Here is a 15495-nt window from a genome sequence, read left to right as displayed (position 1 = left end):
ATCATACACGGCCATCAGATTGTAATCCCTTGTTTTTCAGTTGATATCCTGTGAATTGCATGATACAAAGGCGAATCATAAGTGTAGGGAGAATTTTATGGCGCCATGCTTCATGGGAAAGAAATTCCGTCACCTGGTTGAGGAACAGGCTCCTTTGCAGATCGTCGGCACCATTAATGCCTATTCTGCCATGCTGGCCAGGGATGCGGGTTGCCAGGCAATCTATCTGTCCGGTGCCGGTGTTGCCAATGCGTCTTACGGGTTGCCTGATCTGGGTATGACCAGCCTGAGAGAGGTTCTTGAAGAAGCCAGGAAAATCACGGACGCCAGTCCGTTACCTATGCTGGTGGATGTGGATACGGGGTGGGGAAACGCCTTTAACATTGCCAGAACGGTACGCTTGATGGAAAGTGCCGGTGTTGCGGCGATTCATATTGAAGATCAGGTTCTTGCCAAGCGATGTGGCCACCGTCCCAACAAAGCCATTGTTTCCATACAGGAAATGGGGGATCGAATCAAAGCGGCAGTGGATGCGCGCCGTAGCCAGGATTTCGTTATTATGGCGCGTACCGATGCCTATGCCGTAGAAGGTATGGAGGCCGCTATTGAGCGTGCGCAGCGGTGTGTCGCATTGGGTGCCGATATGATTTTCCCGGAAGCCATGACAAGCCTTGCGGAATACCGGGAATTCTCCCGTCACGTCAATGTTCCGGTTCTTGCCAATATTACGGAGTTTGGTAAAACACCTTTGTTTACAAAACAGGAATTGGCTGAAGCCGGAGTCCGGCTTATCCTTTATCCGTTGAGTGCTTTTCGTGCCATGTCCCATGCGGCCATGCGTGTATATAAAACAATTATTCAGGAAGGTACGCAACGTGATCTTATTGATACCATGCAAACTCGTAACGAATTATATGACATTCTGGGGTATCACGATTATGAAAAGAAACTCGATCAATTAATGGAGGAAGAGGATGGTCAATAAAACAGCCGGATTGGCCGGTGTAGTAGCAGGTCAATCAGCCATTGCCACTGTCGGACAGGAAGGGGCAGGACTTAACTATCGTGGATATTCCATAGACGATCTGGCCCGTGACGCCACTTTTGAAGAAGTTGCTTATTTATTGCACTATGAACATTTGCCCACTCAAAATGAGCTTGAAAATTATACTGAAAAATTATCAAGTCTGCGCACCTTGCCTGCGCAGTTAAAAACCGTTTTAAAACTGATACCTAAAACGGCGCATCCTATGGATGTACTGCGTACGGCCTGCTCTTTATTGGGAACACTGGAGCCGGAGGATGATTTTTCCAGGCAGTATGAGATTGCCGATCGATTACTGGCTTTGTTTCCCGGGATAATGTGTTACTGGTACGCCTATCACTTTGAAGGCAGGGAAATTAGTGAGCATAGCAATGAAATGTCTGTCGGCGGGCATTTTCTGGCGCTTTTACATGGCCGTGAACCCGACGCGATGGAAAGGGATATGATGAATGTCTCGCTTATCTTGTATGCGGAGCATGAATTTAACGCGTCGACGTTTGCCGCACGGGTCACAGCCGCCACATTATCCGATTTTTATTCCGCCATCACCACGGCAATTGGCACGTTACGCGGTCCTTTGCATGGCGGAGCCAATGAAGCGGCTATGGAGTTAATTGAACAATTTACCGATCCGGACGATGCGGAACGGCAATTAGTGTCCATGCTGGCTAATAAAGCCAAAATCATGGGATTCGGTCATCGGGTATATAAAGATTGTGACCCACGTTCCGATATTATCAAATCCTGGTCAAAAAAACTGGCTGAAGCTAAAAACGACACTCGTTTATACCAGGTTTCAGAACGGATAGAAGCAGTCATGCGCCGCGAGAAAAAGCTGTTCCCAAATCTTGATTTTTACAGTGCGTCGGCTTACCACTTTTGTAATATTCCCACCATGCTGTTTACTCCGATATTTGTAATGTCACGGGTAACCGGATGGTCGGCACACGTCTTTGAACAGCGCGCCGATAATCGCCTGATCCGGCCGATGTCGGAATACATTGGGCCTCAACCCCAATCCTACATCCCAATTGCAGAAAGAGGTTAGTCAAGATGAGTTCTTATGTCGAAGATAATATCAAGCCTGATTATGATCAGGTTATGGTAGATATAGCCGATTACGTGTTGAACAAGGATATTTCCAGTCCGAAGGCGTATGAGACGGCACGGCTTTGCCTTATGGATACATTGGGTTGCGGTATGCTTGCCCTGAATTTTCCGGAGTGTACGAAATTACTTGGCCCCGTGGTTCCCGGAGCCACACTTGCAGAAGGCGCCAGAGTTCCCGGTACACCATACGAGCTGGATCCGGTGCAGGCGGCTTTTAACATTGGTACCATGGTAAGATGGCTTGATTTCAATGATACCTGGCTTGCCGCCGAGTGGGGGCATCCGTCGGATAACCTGGGTGCCATATTGGCGGTGGCTGATTACATCAGTCGACAAAATATCAAGAATGGTAAACCACCTCTTTCCATGCAGAGCGTACTTACGGCAATGATTAAAGCCCATGAAATTCAGGGCTGCCTGGCTTTGGAAAACAGCTTTAATCGTGTTGGACTGGATCATGTGCTTCTGGTTAAGGTGGCGAGCAGCGCCGTTGCGGCTTTGTTATTGTCTGCGGATCATGATCAGATGTTAAGAACGTTGTCCCAGGTTTTTGTCGATGGCCAAAGTTTGCGTACTTATCGCCACGCGCCTAATGCGGGTTCCCGAAAGTCATGGGCAGCCGGTGATGCGACAGCCAGGGCTGTACGTCTGGCGTTCATTGCGGCAAGTGGCGAAATGGGTTATCCCAGCGCTCTGAGCGCACCCGGGTGGGGGTTTTATGATGTATTGTTTAAAGGCAACCCGTTCCGGTTTCAAAGACCCTACGGCAGTTATGTGATGGAAAACGTGTTGTTTAAATTGTCCTATCCTGCGGAATTTCATGCTCAGACCGCGGTAGAGTGCGCGGTAAAACTTCATCCGCTCGTTATTGAAAGATATGATGATATTACACGAATTGAGCTTGTTACTCATGAGTCCGCGATACGAATTATCAGTAAACAAGGTGCGTTACACAATCCCGCAGACAGGGATCATTGTTTGCAATACATGGTGGCTATCGGATTGTTACATGGTGATTTGCGAGCTGAGCATTATGAAAATGACGTGGCCGGAGATCCACGTATTGATGAGTTACGATCAAAAATGTATGTGAGTGAGAACCGCCAGTTTTCGAAAGATTATCTTGATCCGGAAAAACGCTCTATTGCCAATAGCATCAGACTGGTGTTTAAAGATGGCAGTCAAAGTGATCTGTTTACGGTGGAATATCCTATCGGCCACCAACGCCGGCGTGAAGAGGGTATTCCTGTCCTGCTTGCAAAGTTTGAGCGTAATATCAAAACACGGTTTCACGATGAAAGGGCAGATGCCATATTGCAGGCTATGAATGACACCAATTCACTGGAGGCCATGAGCGTGACCGATTTTATGTCGCTTTGGCAAGTTTGACCTTGAAAATGTGGTTGTAGCCCGATCCTGTGCACGTAACGTTTTCGCCTTAACATGTAGCCCGTCATGAAGGCGAAGCCGAAATGCGGGGATCCGGTACAATTATTCCGCCATGAAACCCGCAATACGGCCGCAGGCCTCCTTACGGGCTACCACTCTGTTATTTACGGAACCTAGAATTTACGTTTTATGTTGGCTATGGCTAGAATTTTGGTGGCGATTTCTTCAATGGAGTAGCGAGTGGTATTTAAAAAAGGAATATTTTCACGTTTGTACATGGCTTCTACTTCAGATACTTCAAGTCGACATTGCTCCATAGAGGAATACTTGCTATCAGGGCGTCGTTCGGTACGAATTTGCTGTAACCGTTCAGTATCAATGGTTAAGCCAAATAATTTACTTTTGTAGGGCCGGAGAATATCCGGTAACCGGTAAGACGATAAATCCTCTTCGGTAAAGGGATAATTGGCGGCGAGTATGCCAAAATGAAGCGCCATATATAAACAACTTGGCGTTTTACCACAGCGGGATACGCCAATCAGGATAATATCCGCTTTGTCATAGCCGCGAATTTTTATGCCGTCATCATGAGCAAGGGCATAATCAACGGCTTCGATACGATGACTGTAGGATTGACTGTTGGAAACACCATGGGCGCGGCCTACGGTGTAGGATGATTTGATATTGAGCGCCTTTTCAAGAGGGCCGAGGAACGTATTGAACAGGTCGAAGACATTGGCGTTGGAGAGTGAAATTTTCTTCGCGATTTCCGTGTTAATCAGTGTCATAAAAACCAGCGGTTTCAGTCCGGTTTCTGTAAAACTGTCATTAATGCGCCGGATTGCCGCTTCCGCTTTTTCAAGATTATCGATATAGGGTATTGTCAGTTTTTCAAAATCAATGGCGCCAAATTGCGTGAGCAGGGTATTACCAAGGTTTTCCGCAGTAATGCCGGTACCGTCGGAGATCATAAATACATATTGTTTCATGGGTTGTCCATATGTCTTTAGGTAGGTTCTGTGCACTTATCTTTTATCGGCTGCAAATTGCGATTAATTTGCTCAAAATTCCGCTTGAATTCGTCAAATAGGGCTGGCTATTCTCCTCATTCAAACGAAATTTTGAGCTAAATTACCTCAATTTTCGCTTCGATAAAAGATAAGTGCACAGAACCTAGGTTAACAGGCCAATTTTTGCTTTAAAAACAAACACTGAAAAAACAATTACTTTTGCTTAAATCTCATTACCTTCTTATAATCATAATGCTACAGGTAAATAACCTGAAAATATAATCATTTATTTAACAGTACAGGGATAATATGGAACAGGATAGATTTAGTCAGAACAAAGGGCTTTTTATCTTTGGTATGGTTTCACTTGCCGCCTGTTGGGGACTGGTTGCGTTTGCCCTCTATATTCTGCCAATGCTGATATGGCAATGGAACTATGATGTGCCCGAATTTCTTTTTACCTGGCGTGAAAGCCTTCGGGAATCTTATGCTATTTCGGAAGCGGCGGCGGGAGGATTCATTGTTTCACTACTATTATTCCTCGCTATTGTTACGGGTTATATTGCCCACTACATTTCCAATTATATAGACAAACAGATCGTTGGGATAGTTGAGGAGGAAACACCTGAAAATACGGAGAATATCAGCAAAGAGGTAAAAGAGACATTCAGTTTTGGAGGGCAATTGTTTATTCTGCTTGTGCTGGTTATCGTTGCCGTATTGTTTATTCACTGGCTGGTCGCTATTCCTGAACCCCAATAACAGGAGTTATCATGATTATTTTTAAAGGTTTCAAAATTAAATCACTGACTAAAAAAATAAAGGCAATGCAACAAAATCGCGTGCATAACCAACCGTCTGATGATCAGATCGCCAGGGAAAAAGCCATGTATCATCAATTGTCTGATTTGTACAAGCAGTTAAAAGGTAAAAAGAAGTACCCGTTTGCTGAAGAAATGGTATGGGAAACACTCCGGGCGGCAACCAGTCTTGATGATTCTGAAGCGCAATATCAATTAGGCAGCCACTTGCTGGAAGAGGCGAAATTCAGGGAGCAACTGCAACAAGGCGGTGTTTTTGGAAGTACAAGCAATGAACGTCAGATGCGGCAATATTATGAAGAGGCACTGGCTTACCTTCAGGCGGCTGAAAATCTGGGCCATGTTTTAGCAAAACGTTTGCATGGTCTTTGTTATATCAATGGATGGGGTGTGGAACAGGATCGTGATAAAGGGTTTGAACTGGTTGTTGCCAGTATCGAGCAGGAAAACAGCTGGGAGAGAGTACCCCAGATTTTTGCCTCTATTGGATTAAACAAGCCGGAGTTTTTCTCCGCGCTGACCAAACACAGGAGTGGGAAGTAGTCCCTTGTGACGTTTTAAGGCCGGAACCATAGGGCCCAGTACCAATCAATGATATTTTGTCCGAAGAACAGTGAAATCAGGCTGGCCATGCATAAAAATGGTCCAAACGCAATGGGTGTATCTTTATGTTTTTTCTGAAATTTAAGGTAAATCAGGCCACTGATGGCTCCGGTAAAAGAAGCCAGCAACAAAATTAATGGTAATTGTGACCAGCCAAACCAGGCACCAAAGGCGGCAAATAATTTAAAATCGCCATTACCCATACCTATTTTTCCGGTAATGAGGTAAAAGAGTTTAATAAATAACCATAAAAACAAATAAGCCCCGGCAGCGCTAAGTACGGCATTGGGTAATGTTGTGAAGATATTTTGAGTGTTTGCGATTAATCCCATCCAGAGCAGGCTGAGAGTAAGGCAATCCGGTAATAATTGTTGATCGAGATCAATAAAAAATAATGGGATAATCAGCCAAAGATAGAGCAGCACGAAAACAAGCGGCAAGGTGAGTCCAAAATGCCATGTTGCCAGTAAGGAAAGAAGACAGGTCAGCGCTTCAACGAGCGGATAACGCAAGGATATGGCTGATCCGCAATAAGCGCAGCGCCCACGTAAAAACAGGTAACTGATAATCGGAATATTATGAAAAGCCTTAACCATTTTCCCGCATGATGGGCAGAAAGAACGTGGAACAAACAAATTTATACTGGCAGGTTCTTCTGATATTTTTATATTTAATAAACTACGACATTCATTAAGCCAGTCGGAACGCAGCATTAAAGGCAGACGATGGATCACGACATTTAAAAAACTTCCTGTTATGAGAGAAAATAAGCCGATAAACAGGTAGATATATACTATCGGCATGTCAAAAAATTCCATTTCCATTCCTGTGTCAGGTTAATACCACAGAATAAAATATCATTTTACCCTGTTTATACGGCGGAACCCAGTTTGAAAATAGGCAGATACATTGCAACTACCAATCCCCCGACCAGGATACCCAAAATTGACATGATAATAGGTTCCAGCAAACTACTTAAAGAGTCAACCGCATTATCCACTTCTTCCTCATAAAAATCAGCTACTTTACCAAGCATTTGTTCCAGGGCTCCGGACTCCTCGCCGATAGCGACCATTTGAATGACCATGTTGGGAAACAAATGAGTGTTGTCCATAGCAACCTGCATTTGCTGGCCTGTAGATACATCCTCCCTGATTTTATCAGTGGCCTTGGCGTAGAGAATGTTACCTGTAGCGCCGGATACCGATTTCAGGGCGTCAACCAGAGGCAAACCCGCTGCAAAGGTAATGGATAAGGTACGGGAAAAGCGTGCGATAGCCGCTTTTTCAAGAATGGGGCCAATAACCGGAAATTTAAGCATCGAGCGGTCAATCGTTTGCGCAAAATTTGGCGAATGATTTTTGGCATAGACAAATGAATAAATGAGGCCGCCCAGCACGCCGAATATAAGATACCAATACGCCTGGAAAAAGTGAGACAATTCCACAACCGCTTTGGTCATGGCTGGAAGATCCGCTCCGAATCCTTCAAATAACGATTGAAATTGTGGTACTACAAAGATTAATAACGCGGCTGTTACAATGAATGCCACAACCAGTACGGCCATGGGATATGTGAGCGCTTTTTTAATTTTTTTCTTGATGGTTTCAATTTTTTCCTTATAGGTGGCGACCTTATCAAGCATAATTTCCAGAGAACCTGATTTTTCACCGGCATCGACCAGATTACAAAACAGATCGTTAAAGTATTCGGGGTGTTTTTGCAACGCTTCCGCTAAAGTCAGCCCTGTTTCCACATCTTTTTTTACGCCATCAATCAAGTCGCGCATACGGTTATTACTCTGTCCCTTGGAAACAATATCGAACGATTGTACCAGGGGAATACCCGCCTCGATCATGGTAGCCATCTGTCGGCTAAAGACAGTGATGTCGCCCTGGGTTATTTTTTTGTTTTTTTTGTCAAACAGGGGTTTTCTTTTTTTAATCACTTTTTTAGTAATGATGCCTTGTTTACGCAAGTCCGCTTTTGCCAATGCCAGGCTTCTGGCATCAATGATGCCATTGACTTTTTCACCCGTTTTGTTGACGCCCTCCCATTGGTAGCTGATTATGGCGTTGGCATTTTTATTTTTATCCATGATCTCTTAATCAACGGTTACCCGATTGACCTCCTCAATAGTGGTCATGCCTTCCTGAATTTTTTTTAAGCCGGATTCGTGTATGGTTAACATCCCCTCGGATTGGGCTTGCTTAAGAATGTCCAGAGAGTTGCCGCCTTTCATGATCAATTCCCCTATGGCTTTTGACATGGGGAGAACTTCAAACAAACCGATACGCCCTCGATATCCGTTAGTGCACTGGCTGCATCCAACCGCTTTATAGGGTTTTAATGATTTTGCCTCTTCATTGCTGTACCCCAGCTCCATCAGGCTTTCAATGGTGAAATCATCACGTGGTGCCTTGCAACTTTCGCATAATCGCCTTGCCAGTCGTTGTGCTATGAGCAGAGTAACCGAGCTGGCAATGTTAAAGGAAGGAACGCCCATATTCAGCAGGCGGGTCAGGGTTTCAGCCGCGCTGTTGGTATGTAGTGTTGACAGAACCAAATGTCCGGTCTGTGCCGCTTTAACGGCGATTTCTGCCGTCTCAAGATCACGAATTTCCCCAACCATAATAATGTCCGGATCCTGGCGTAAAAATGATCGAAGTGCACCGGAAAATGTTAATCCCGCTTTAGGGTTAATATTCACTTGATTAATTCCGGGAACTTTTATCTCTACCGGATCTTCCGCCGTAGAGATGTTGGCTTCCTTGGTATTCAGGATATTGAGCGCCGTGTAAAGCGTTACGGTTTTTCCGCTCCCTGTCGGGCCGGTTACTAAAATCATTCCCTGGGGTTTTTCTATGGCGTGCAGGAAGTGTTTCCTTTGATCAGGATTAAATCCTAACGCTTCGATGCCGAGTTTGGTTGAACCCGGATCCAGTATACGCATTACTACTTTTTCTCCACCGACAGTAGGGCAGGTACTAACGCGAAAGTCTATGGCTCTGGTTCGCGATAACTTCATTTTAAAGCGCCCGTCCTGAGGGATGCGTCGTTCGGAAATATCAAGATTTGACATGATTTTGATGCGTGATGTAATCCGGCTGGACAGACTTACGGGAGGGGTGGCGACTTCCGTAAGAATGCCGTCTTGACGGTATCGTATACGATATTCTTTCTCATAAGGCTCAAAATGAATATCTGAAACGCCGTTTTTAATGGCTTCCACCAGAATCTTGTTGACGAATTTTACGACGGGTGCATCGTCGTTGGCCGAAGATGAGGCATCCATGTCCTGTTCTTCATCTTCCGCACTGATTTCAAGCCCTTCAAGATCACTGGAATCATCCACATAATCGGTTAAACCCTGACTTTCCTTTTCATTCAGCAGTTTGTCTATCAGTTTGCTTAGTTTGTTCGTCTCTACAACGATCGCATTGGAATGAAGACCCGTATGAAACTGGATTTCCTTTAACGAGGCTTGTTTGCTGGGATCGTCGGTAGCAAGATAAAGATGATTGCCCCGGGTGAATAGGGGAATAATGGCATGACGCCGTATTAATTTTTCATTCACGAGGGTGGTTGGCAAAGTATCCGGTTCTATGCAATCCAGGTCGATGAGCGGTACACCAAAATTATTTGCGACACTGAGCGCAATTTTTTCAGCGGACAAGACTTCGTTTGCCACAAGATATTGCAGCAAACTCTGTTTATTGGCTTGAGCCTGATTCTGGTATTCCATAGCCATCTCCTTATCCAGGAGATTCTCGTGGACCATGAGCTGGGCAATACCTTGTAAACGTTGTTCTTCTGCAGCAGTAGCCATCTTAAGGATATACCTTTATATTTTATGTAAAATATAGTCAAAAATTATGATTGTTGCACTATTGCGCGTCATCCCTGGTTTTTCTGACTGCAAAATATATCCATTTGTGCTAAGTGCTCCCGGGTTGAAGTTTTGCATAAACCTCACTATTGAATGGAGTGGACAAGCTTTGCTGATTGCCTATATATTGGGCTGTTGCTTGCTGTTGGGTTGAGCTCGTGGTAAAAAATAGATATTTTATCTAAATGCCCGGGGCGAAGATTTGTCTTACCAAGTGCAAATAAACAGTTTTTCCGCACTGGATGAATGGTTTGTGACCCCGTTGGGCAGAAATGTTGCCAAAGCGTTTGCAACGGAACTATCTCATCTCGGCCTGTTGTTACATGGTGATATCCTGTTGCAGTTGGGAAGCGGTGGTGAGAATTTGTGGCTGGAAAACCTGCTTTTCCAGCATAAATGGCTGGCGACGCCCCAATGGAATAGCCAGGTTACGACTGTTGCCTGCAAATTGAATCAGTTACCTCTGGACAGAAACAGTGTGGACTGTGTTGTGGCACCATTAACCATGGAGGCATTTCCCGCGTTTCAAAAACCATTGGATGAAATTGATCGCGTTTTAAAGCCTATGGGGCATATTGTATTTTTAGGTATTAACCCGATCAGTCTGTGGGGCGTATGGCTCAGGTACGCGCGAACTCATTGTTATGGGTTTGCTCATGGATATCCAAAATCCGTATTTTCCCTGAAGCGAGCCTTGTTGCATCGTGGATATATTCAGTGCCATTTAAACTCGTTTTTTTACATCCCACCGTTTAAAAATGAACGTCTGCTTGCCAGATTGGAAATTCTCAATGAAATCGGGAAAATGGTTTCGCTCATGCCGGCCGGATTCTATTGCCTGGTCGTGCAAAAATTTGTGGAACAGCATCCTGATTTCCTGTTACAGAGCAAGCAGGACATGTTGCCGGAGCCTGCATCAGCATTGTTTAAGCCAATATGTCGAGAAAAACATCATGACAGGCAATCGGATCGGTAAAAGATAAACAACGATATTTTTTATACAATGACCCACGGCAAAGCTATACTCAATTTACAGCCAAATAATCCCATGACGACAGCCTTTAGTTTCGGTATAATCTCCCCAAGCTGGATTTCCGGACATTGTTTATGTCAAAAAAACAAATATATCGAATTACGTTTGCCAATCAAGACGCGGTTTATGAGATTTACGCACGTAAAGTGAGTGAAAGTGAGATGTTTGGTTTTCTTGAAATTGAAGAGTTTGTTTTTGGAGAAAATACGTCGCTTGTTGTTGATCCGTCGGAAGAGCGTCTCAAGCTGGAATTCAGCCATGTAAAGCGTACGTTTATACCCATGCATTCTGTTTTCAGGATTGACGAAGTGGACAAACAAGGTGTCGCGAAGGTGAGAGATATGGCAGGAAACGATAGTAAGGTAAGTATGTTCCCTGTATCCGGAAAACGTAAAGAGAGAGAGTAGCCTTATCCTGTCTTGCATTACGGCTTCACCTTCATGACGGGCTACTGAGCGTCAGTATACTGACTTAATTAAATAACCCACACAGGATCTTCGATGGATGATATACCAGAAAAGATAAAAGATGTTTATCAAAAATCCACACTTCTCTTTACAACCAAAGAAGTTGAGGCCGCTCTTGATCGCATGGCGATTAATATACAGGAGCAATTACATGACAAAAATCCGATTATTTTATGCGTCATGATCGGAGGGCTTGTGCCCATGGGAAACTTGTTGCCGCGCCTGGATTTTCCTCTCGAAGTGGATTATGTTCACGCTACCCGATACCGGGGAGAAATTGCCGGCGGTGAGCTGGTTTGGAAAGTAAAGCCCAGTGTGGATATGACCAACCGAACGGTTCTGGTTGTGGATGATATCCTTGACGGTGGTGTGACGCTCGCGGCCATTATTGAAGAGATTAAAAAAATGGGTGCTGGTGATGTCTATTGCGCAGTATTGGTTGACAAACATCATAAACGAGTGCCGAACGGGCTTAAACAGGCTGATTTTGTCGGCTTACAGGTCGATGATCATTATATTTTCGGCTATGGAATGGATTATAAGGAGTATCTTCGCAACGCGCCCGGAATATTTGTTGTGGCACCCGAACATGAGTAGCGTGGTCATTTGATCATAACACATTCGAATCATTCAACGCATACGTGTCAGGTTGTCACATTGGCAGCCCTGACACGTAAAGATACTAGCGTTCGCGTAAGGCCGTCTGTTTGGCTTTGAGGATGGGTTTTAGGAGATAGTCAAGAACTGATTTATGTCCGGTCAGAATATCAACCGTAGCCAACATACCCGGAATGATATAGAGCGGTCTGGCTGGAGTGCCAAGGTAGTTTTTTTCGGTGCGTACCCGGATTATATAATAAGTCTCTTCTTTGCCATTGCTGTCGTCGGTGATGGTGTCCGCGCTGATTTGCTCTACATTTCCTTTCATTCCGCCATAAATGGAAAAGTCGTACGCGGTTATTTTAACCATAGCGGATTGCCCGGGTTTGATAAATCCTATATCCGCAGGTTTGATCCTTGCTTCAATGAGCAGGGTGTCATCAAGAGGAACGATTTCAATAATATCCATACCGGGCTGGATAACACCACCCAGGGTATTAATTTTTATCCGTTTTACAATGCCTTTGACAGGGGAACGCACTGTTGTACGATGCAATCTATCTTTATTCGCAATTTGTGTTTCCATTAATGCCGCCAGTTCTCCTTTCGCCTTATTCAGTTTTTCCAGCGCCTCTGATTTGAACTGGGAAATTTTACCTTTGATTTCGTTCACAGTACGCTGCAGCCTTAATATTTCAACTTTAGATACCGCGCCTTTGCTGATAAGCGGTCTGGATAAGTCAAGTTCCTGCTGTGCCAGATCCAGTGCGTTATTCAATTGTATTAATTCCTCCTTTTTTGAATGGTAAAGTTGTTCTTCCGCATGAACGAGCGTTTCATTACCTGGCAATAACGTTTCCGGAATCTGAAAGGGTTGATCTTTCATTTGAGCGTTTATACGCAATATTTCCAATTGCAATAAAATAATCTTTTTCTGATTTTCCTCAAAAGTGGACTTGAATCGTGTGTTATCTATTTGCATAAGTATTTGATTGGCTTTGACAATATCTCCTTCCTTTACAAACAGTTTTTCTACAATACCTCCTTCAAGGTTCTGGATAATTTGAATTTGACTGGATGGAATGACTTTTCCAGTACCGACGGTGACCTCATCCAATATGGCATAATGAGACCAAATCAGGGCGATTATTAAAAAAAGGGCGGTACTCCACAATATGAGGTGTGCGAATATACGCGGTTTTTCTCTGTATTTCACGTCGATTCCTTTTTAACAGGCAGGCCGGAACGTAATGCTGACAACACAGCGTCTTTTTTACCATCGGCAATAAGCAGGCCGTCGTCTAATACAATAATCCTGTCGACAAGTTCCAGCATGGAGATCTTATGTGTAATCAGGATGAGTGTGTGTTGATCGGTTAAGTGTTTGGTTAATTGTTGCTTGAACCGCTTTTCACTGTTGTCATCCATGGATGAAGTTGGTTCGTCAAGTATCAGAAGTTGAGGATTGCGTAATAATGCCCTGGCTATAGCCACAGCCTGCCTTTGTCCTCCCGATAATTCACCGCCTCTTTCACCCACCTGCCGGTCAAAACCATCCGGGTGTTTGTTGGTAAATGCACCGATACCTGCAATATTGGCCGCTTTAATCAACGACGCGTCATCAATAAAAGGTGCCCCGATGGAAATATTTTCCCGGACGCTGCCATAAAAAAGCGATACATCCTGAGGTACATAGCCAATCTGTTGACGCAGATCGTCGGGGTTAATCTGGCGATAATCCGTGCCATCCAGCAGGATTGTTCCCTCCGTGGGCAAGAACAATTTAAGAAGCAGGCGGGCAAGAGTGGATTTCCCCGAGCCGATACGTCCGATAATCGCTACTCGCTCACCGGGGTGCATTTTAAAATTAATGTTTTTGAGAACCTGTACCTGTTTGTCATCGTATGAAAACGAAACGTGTTGAAATTCAACATTGCCTTTCAGGGCGGGTCTGTGCAAAAAATGATTTTCTTCATTAACATCCAAAGGTAATTGCATAACTCGATTGAGAGATTTTAAGGCATTGACGGATTGGTAATATCTGGTAAACAGTGAGGCGACCTGAGTCATAGGGGCTAATGCCCGTCCTGTCAATATCGTACTGGCTATCAAAGCACCCATGGTGATGTCCCCGGAACTGATTAAATACACACCTGCGATAATGGTAAATATTGTTCCTGCTTGTTGGGCAAAAACACTTAAATGAATGCTTGAATTGGCAATCATCCGTAGTTTAATCCCATTTTTTGCAGCCAAATCAATCAATTGCTCCCAACGTGATTGCAAGCCGGATTCCGCACCAGTTGTTTTAATTGTTTCTATATTAGACAATGATTCATAAAGAGTAGCCTGTTTTTCAGCTGCGAACTGATACGATTGTCTTGTTAATTTTATTAATGGCAGTTGTAAAATAAACCCGATTACGAAAATTACAGGGATGATTGCCAGAGGGATCCAGAATAAGTTTCCTGCAATCAAATAAATAACAAAAATAAAAATAAGTGAAAAAGGCAAGTCAATCAACACGGTTATGGTGCTCGACGTTATAAAATCGCGAAATACTTCAAAAGATTGAACAGTATTAGCCAGGGCGCCAACTGATTTTGGTCGTTGAATCATGTTAATGCCGAGGATCTGTTGAAAAATGGAAGCGGATAATTCCTTATCACAATGCTTACTGGCAATATCGATAAAATACGCCCTGAGAGTTTTCAGTACGAGATCGAAGAAAAACACCAAAGCGACGCCACTGGCAAGAACCCACATCGTGCTGATAGCATGATTGGGAACGACACGGTCGTAAACATTCATGGTGAATAATGGTATAACCAAAGCGAAGAGATTAACGAGAAGCGAGGCAACCAGAACTTCGGAATAAGTAGGCCAGGCGTTGAAAATAACTTTCCAAAACCAGTTTTTAGGCGGTTGATTCAGCGTTTCCTCGGATCGGGTTGTGAACTGGTATTCCGGCTTCAGGTATATACTTTGTCCGCTGTATTCCTTTTCAATGGATATCCATTCTGACAGAGTGTCAGAGGATAATGGATTAATGATTTTTCGCGAGCCGTCCTTATCCTGTATGAGCAGACAGGCTTCCTTGTTTTTGAGTAATAAAATAACAGGAAGATCCTGGTCGCTAATTTGATCCGCCGGTATTTCTTTTATTTCCGTATGTAAAGAGGCTCGTGCGGCGGCACGAGATACTAATTCTGGTGTTAATTTGTTTGCGTGCAAGGGCAATCGGGCTGACAATGCTTTGGGTGAAAACGGATTACGGTAATATCGGGTCATAAGAACCAGGCATGCCAGCAGGGAATCATGCTGCGGCAAGGTAGTCAAATCAATAGTAGACCAGGATTGATTTTTGAAGTTGGACATAACTCGTTTTATGTTATTGTTTAATAACAGTATAGTTCTTATTTCTCAGAGTAAGGCAATAAGCGCGGATGAAAATCCTGTTTTTGTTCGATTACTTCAAGTTGATGTCATCCAACGCGAGGCGGGGGATAAAGTACGGCATTACAACAA

Annotated in this window: 14 protein-coding genes; 8 read left to right on the top strand and 6 right to left on the bottom strand. The window is 44.1% G+C overall.

The window, feature by feature from the left end; translation table 11 throughout:
- Positions 1 to 112: 112 nt before the first annotated feature.
- Genes prpB through CKW05_RS08065 form a run of 3 tightly spaced genes read left to right on the top strand, consistent with a single transcriptional unit; the run spans position 113 to position 3544 of the window.
- Entirely contained in the window at positions 113 to 985 is an 873-nt protein-coding gene (gene prpB, locus CKW05_RS08075; protein WP_274519688.1) for a methylisocitrate lyase, read from the top strand.
- Positions 975 to 2093 (top strand): bifunctional 2-methylcitrate synthase/citrate synthase, encoded by a 1119-nt coding sequence (gene prpC, locus CKW05_RS08070; protein WP_058484319.1) that lies wholly within the window; start codon positions 975 to 977, stop codon positions 2091 to 2093. The genes prpB and prpC overlap by 11 nt, the downstream gene beginning before the upstream one ends.
- A 5-nt stretch (positions 2094 to 2098) precedes the next feature.
- Positions 2099 to 3544: a bifunctional 2-methylcitrate dehydratase/aconitate hydratase gene (locus CKW05_RS08065; RefSeq protein WP_058484320.1), complete on the top strand. Its 1446-nt coding sequence runs from the start codon at positions 2099 to 2101 to the stop codon at positions 3542 to 3544.
- A gap of 173 nt (positions 3545 to 3717) precedes the next feature.
- On the opposite strand, the gene ppsR is transcribed toward CKW05_RS08065, so the two are convergent.
- Complete coding sequence (gene ppsR, locus CKW05_RS08060) at positions 3718 to 4533, bottom strand: posphoenolpyruvate synthetase regulatory kinase/phosphorylase PpsR (RefSeq protein ID WP_058484321.1); 816 nt, start codon at positions 4531 to 4533, stop codon at positions 3718 to 3720.
- Between the two features lie 330 nt (positions 4534 to 4863).
- Between ppsR and CKW05_RS08055 the strand changes: the two genes are divergently transcribed.
- Together CKW05_RS08055 and CKW05_RS08050 are read left to right on the top strand one after the other, a co-directional pair.
- Positions 4864 to 5316, top strand: coding sequence for a hypothetical protein (locus tag CKW05_RS08055; RefSeq protein ID WP_058484322.1), 453 nt, complete (start codon positions 4864 to 4866; stop codon positions 5314 to 5316).
- Between the two features lie 11 nt (positions 5317 to 5327).
- Positions 5328 to 5918 carry an SEL1-like repeat protein gene (locus CKW05_RS08050; protein WP_058484323.1) on the top strand — a complete coding sequence of 197 codons (591 nt, stop codon included), beginning with the start codon at positions 5328 to 5330 and terminating at the stop codon, positions 5916 to 5918.
- A gap of 14 nt (positions 5919 to 5932) precedes the next feature.
- On the opposite strand, the gene CKW05_RS08045 is transcribed toward CKW05_RS08050, so the two are convergent.
- The 3 genes from CKW05_RS08045 to pilB are packed head-to-tail and all read right to left on the bottom strand — an operon-like array spanning position 5933 to position 9807.
- Entirely contained in the window at positions 5933 to 6796 is an 864-nt protein-coding gene (locus CKW05_RS08045) for a prepilin peptidase (protein ID WP_058484324.1), read from the bottom strand.
- Positions 6797 to 6849: 53 nt separating this feature from the next.
- Positions 6850 to 8076, bottom strand: a complete 1227-nt coding sequence (locus tag CKW05_RS08040; RefSeq protein ID WP_058484325.1) for a type II secretion system F family protein — start codon at positions 8074 to 8076, stop codon at positions 6850 to 6852.
- 6 nt (positions 8077 to 8082) lie between these two features.
- Positions 8083 to 9807, bottom strand: coding sequence for a type IV-A pilus assembly ATPase PilB (gene pilB / locus CKW05_RS08035; RefSeq protein ID WP_058484326.1), 1725 nt, complete (start codon positions 9805 to 9807; stop codon positions 8083 to 8085).
- A gap of 262 nt (positions 9808 to 10069) precedes the next feature.
- Between pilB and CKW05_RS08030 the strand changes: the two genes are divergently transcribed.
- From CKW05_RS08030 to CKW05_RS08020, 3 genes are all read left to right on the top strand, one after another.
- Positions 10070 to 10843 (top strand): class I SAM-dependent methyltransferase, encoded by a 774-nt coding sequence (locus CKW05_RS08030; protein WP_058484327.1) that lies wholly within the window; start codon positions 10070 to 10072, stop codon positions 10841 to 10843.
- A 131-nt stretch (positions 10844 to 10974) separates the two neighbouring features.
- Positions 10975 to 11307, top strand: a complete 333-nt coding sequence (locus CKW05_RS08025; RefSeq protein WP_058484328.1) for a DUF1820 family protein — start codon at positions 10975 to 10977, stop codon at positions 11305 to 11307.
- Positions 11308 to 11400: 93 nt separating this feature from the next.
- On the top strand, positions 11401 to 11964 hold the full coding sequence (locus CKW05_RS08020) for a hypoxanthine-guanine phosphoribosyltransferase (protein ID WP_058484329.1): 564 nt from the start codon (positions 11401 to 11403) through the stop codon (positions 11962 to 11964).
- Positions 11965 to 12049: 85 nt separating this feature from the next.
- Here CKW05_RS08020 and CKW05_RS08015 read toward each other — a convergent pair whose 3' ends face one another.
- Entirely contained in the window at positions 12050 to 13183 is a 1134-nt protein-coding gene (locus CKW05_RS08015) for an HlyD family type I secretion periplasmic adaptor subunit (protein ID WP_058484330.1), read from the bottom strand.
- Positions 13180 to 15345 (bottom strand): type I secretion system permease/ATPase, encoded by a 2166-nt coding sequence (locus CKW05_RS08010; RefSeq protein WP_058484331.1) that lies wholly within the window; start codon positions 15343 to 15345, stop codon positions 13180 to 13182. The genes CKW05_RS08015 and CKW05_RS08010 overlap by 4 nt, the downstream gene beginning before the upstream one ends.
- Positions 15346 to 15495 lie beyond the last annotated feature (150 nt).

It is taken from the genome of Legionella spiritensis, assembly GCF_900186965.1.
In the GTDB taxonomy this organism is placed as follows: domain Bacteria; phylum Pseudomonadota; class Gammaproteobacteria; order Legionellales; family Legionellaceae; genus Legionella_C; species Legionella_C spiritensis.
Note: the sequence above shows the minus strand (reverse complement) of the source record. Positions and strands in the feature narration are given on the sequence as shown.